This window comes from Desulfobacter sp. UBA2225, from assembly GCF_002348205.1.
GTDB classification, from domain to species: domain Bacteria; phylum Desulfobacterota; class Desulfobacteria; order Desulfobacterales; family Desulfobacteraceae; genus Desulfobacter; species Desulfobacter postgatei.
Genome location: NZ_DDYV01000268.1, coordinates 1 through 3,275, shown reverse-complemented (window position 1 = coordinate 3,275; position 3,275 = coordinate 1). Strand labels below are relative to the sequence as shown.

Genomic DNA, 3,275 nt, shown 5'->3' with positions numbered 1-3,275 from the left:
TCATCGCTCCCCGACCCAGTCCCCCAAATCCGTTATAATCAGACCCGGCAAACAGCAAAATAATTTTTTTAGAATGTGAAAGGAAAAATCCATGAAAGTTTTAAAACTCACAGAAACCAACGAATTTACCCCTGGAGCGATGAAGAGATTTTTTTTAGTTCAAACTTCAGAATTTTTCAAAATCATCAATTTTAATCTGGATGCCGGAGTGACGTTTCCGGTTCACTCCCACGACCTGGACGGGGAATTGTCCATACAGGTTCTTGAAGGAAAGGGATGGTTTCTCGGGGAGAATGATACAAAAATTCCAGCCGATAAGGGGGATATCCTGATTTCGGAAATCAGGGAACCCCACGGGGTAATGGCAGAGACCCAAATGCGGATCATCGTCACCATTGCCCCGCCAATCTGATGAAATAGCCCGGCGGGAAAAATAAATTACTGCGGCAAAACGGCTTGAAGTATGTCCCGGGGGATATCGTTGTCGCCCAGCAGGGCCGAAAACCTTTGGCCTTCCCGGCTGTTCTTTTTGTAATACGCCAGACAGGCTCTGACCACTTCAAGAACCTGACTTTCGGTAAAAAGGTGTGGCAGCTCACGGGCAAGCCTGGGATGGCGGCCTAACCTGCCACCGAGCAGAACACGGTATCCCCTCTCTCCGGACAGGATGCAACCTGCTGGGCAGGCGCGAACGCAGGCACCACAGCCCAGGCAGGCCCGGGTATTAATCAGGGGAAAGGGCGTGTTGGAGAGGGCAACGGCCTTTTCCTTGCAGACATTGACACAGGCCAGGCATCCGCTGCACAAGGTTTCTTCCGTCCTGGGATACATGGCGGCAATGATACCAATATCCTTTATCTGTGGCTGGGAACAGGCATTGGGACAATGGGAAACGCTGATCCGGAATTCATGATGGAATCTGAGCTTGCCCGGAACGCTTTTTTGCAGAAATCCCAAAAGGTCTTCTGCCGCAAGCAGCGCTTCAAGCCGTGCCGTCAACGTATCTTTTTCAACGCAACTGTTGGGGCATCCTCCCTGGCTGAAACAGACCTCTATCTGATATCCTTTAACTTCCGATTCCATGTTTGATAAAAAGCGTTTGCGTGCTGCATGGACATGATCCAATGAAACCATGGAGCATCCGCTTTCTGTTGCCTCTTTCTCAACCCGTTTCCGAACCTTCTTTCTTACAAAAAACGGAACTTTTGATATTTCTTTTTCAGCATCCCAGGCCCATTTCATAATTTTCCTCTACAATCGATAAGAATGCAGCCGCTCAAATTAATATTGGACGGCTGCATTTACTTTTCGGTGTTAACTATTGTTTAAATAGTTCAGGTGGTTTTGTCGTATTCCCGGTGGCATTTGGATAATTTTCCGCTTTGTAGGATTTTTCACCGGTTTTAATCAGGTGATTGGCTTCTTCCATAAACGCATTGAACCGTTTTTTACATTCATAAAATCCATGCCACCATGAGTAGTCAGGGGCCATCATTGCAGCCCCCATCCTTGCCCGGCGCCCTTCATGGTGCCATAGTTCATAGTACTCCACCTCAAGGGGTTCATCAAAAAAGCGGGTTTTGTCGAGCAAGCCTTTTGTGTAGAGTTCATCAAGTTTGGCCTTAGCAGGTATGAAATATACTTCATTATATTCTTTGATGGTTTGATCCATCTGGCTGTAGTGGGATTCGGTCCACCTTTTTCCGTGACACTGCATACAGATTTCCTGCATTTTAGTCCGTTCCTCCTGCCAATTTGTCTGGGCCGGAAACGGTTTAAAATCTTCAGGCCTGATTGTCAATGGGGCTTGCAATTCCCAGGATAATCTTTCAGTGACGTCATGGGAAGTCATCACACTGCCGGCACCGGACATATGACACGAGGCACAGGTTGGTCCCCTGAAATCAACGCCAGGACTCCAGTTACCAGGTGCGGCGGTCCAGTTGTATTCATCTCCAAAGGCATCGTAAATGTCTCCGTGCTTTGATTCTGTGAAGATTTCAATCTGGGGGTGATCCGGACCAAGGTGGCATTGCCCGCAGGCCTGGGGTTTTCTGGCCTCCATAACAGAAAAACGATGTCTTGTATGGCAACTTGTACAACTGCCTTTACTGCCGTCAAGATTCAGCCGTCCCACACCTACATTGGGCCAGGTTGCCGGATCAAGCTCTTTGTCTTTTAAGCTTAAAATGGTGCCGTGGCAATGGTAACAGCCGTTTACCCGCTCAAACTCACTGTTCATGCCATCGTTGAGCCAGGGATCTATTTTCCAGATGATCTCAAGGGTATTGGCATGTTTACTCTTGCTGTATTGCATTGCTTCATCGGGATGACAGCGGGAGCAGTCTTTGGGAGTGACCACGGCAGAAACCGGAACCATGTATTTTTTTTGCCCGTATTTAGTATCGTTTGTCTCGTACTCTTTAAAATGGGATTGACTGACGTCCGGATCATGCACCTCGGCAGCGTGGCAGTCGTAACAAGTAATATTGGCGGCGGCATGACGACTGGCCGCCCAGTCAGAAAAGATCCCCGGATGCTGCTTTTTATGACATTCGATACATGCCATGGCTTCCGGTGACATGGACCGCTCAATTCTAAACTCTTTTGATTTTGGTATATTCATCTGGATATCCGAACACAAAACCGTGGATGTGGATATACCGGTGATAAATACACCTGCCAGCAGTGCACTCAATTTCTTTTTCATGGTATCCCCTTATTTTATTTGTAACCGTTGCAAGGTTTATAAAACCTAAATCCCTAATCCTCTATACGGCGGCTGTTTTTCTTTATACCTATAAATTTCACTGTCCACATGAACCAGATTCCTGTGGCAGTCTACGCATTTTTTTTCATATCCTTCTTTGGGGTATAAAACTGTCCGGTGGGCCAGCATGGCTCCCCTTTTATCCGGGATATTTAAAATATTTCGGTGACATTTTTGGCATTGTGCATTTTTAAAGGTTTCATAGGTATGATCACGGCTCTTTTCCCGATCATAGGTCCCATAGGCAAAATGGACGAATACGTCTTTGATGCCGTGGGCCGTCTTTGTATAAAAGAAGTTAATTGTGTCCTGCGGGGCAGGCAGGTGGCAGTCCATACAATCAGCGACAAATCCCTGGGCGTTGTTTACATGGGTAGAGGTCTTCCACGCGTTAAAGGCAGGTTGAATTTCGTGGCAGGAGGCGCAGAATCCGGGTGTTGATGTTCTCACCATTGTATAATAGGTCAGGCTAAATACAGGAAAAGCGAGAATAATGCCGATAAAG

General features: G+C 47.1%; 4 protein-coding genes. 1 reads left to right on the top strand and 3 read right to left on the bottom strand.

Features of this window, described 5'->3' with window-relative positions; translation table 11 throughout:
- Positions 1 to 91 precede the first annotated feature (91 nt).
- Positions 92 to 412 (top strand): cupin domain-containing protein, encoded by a 321-nt coding sequence (locus B3D59_RS13640; RefSeq protein ID WP_286820465.1) that lies wholly within the window; start codon positions 92 to 94, stop codon positions 410 to 412.
- 26 nt (positions 413 to 438) lie between these two features.
- Here the strand turns inward: B3D59_RS13640 and B3D59_RS13635 are convergent, their stop codons facing one another.
- The 3 genes from B3D59_RS13635 to B3D59_RS13625 form a co-directional block, all read right to left on the bottom strand.
- Positions 439 to 1,242, bottom strand: coding sequence for a 4Fe-4S dicluster domain-containing protein (locus B3D59_RS13635; protein ID WP_286820462.1), 804 nt, complete (start codon positions 1,240 to 1,242; stop codon positions 439 to 441).
- Between the two features lie 76 nt (positions 1,243 to 1,318).
- Positions 1,319 to 2,710: a multiheme c-type cytochrome gene (locus tag B3D59_RS13630; RefSeq protein WP_286820460.1), complete on the bottom strand. Its 1,392-nt coding sequence runs from the start codon at positions 2,708 to 2,710 to the stop codon at positions 1,319 to 1,321.
- Between the two features lie 45 nt (positions 2,711 to 2,755).
- Positions 2,756 to 3,275: cytochrome c3 family protein (locus B3D59_RS13625; protein WP_286820454.1), on the bottom strand; the 520-nt coding region annotated here is incomplete at its 5' end.

Bases quoted from the DNA above. Each gene is read 5' to 3' on its own strand.
- B3D59_RS13640 (WP_286820465.1), top strand. From the start codon at position 92: ATGAAAGTTTTAAAACTCACAGAAACCAACGAATTTACCCCTGGAGCG.
- B3D59_RS13635 (WP_286820462.1), bottom strand. From the start codon at position 1,242: ATGAAATGGGCCTGGGATGCTGAAAAAGAAATATCAAAAGTTCCGTTT.
- B3D59_RS13630 (WP_286820460.1), bottom strand. From the start codon at position 2,710: ATGAAAAAGAAATTGAGTGCACTGCTGGCAGGTGTATTTATCACCGGT.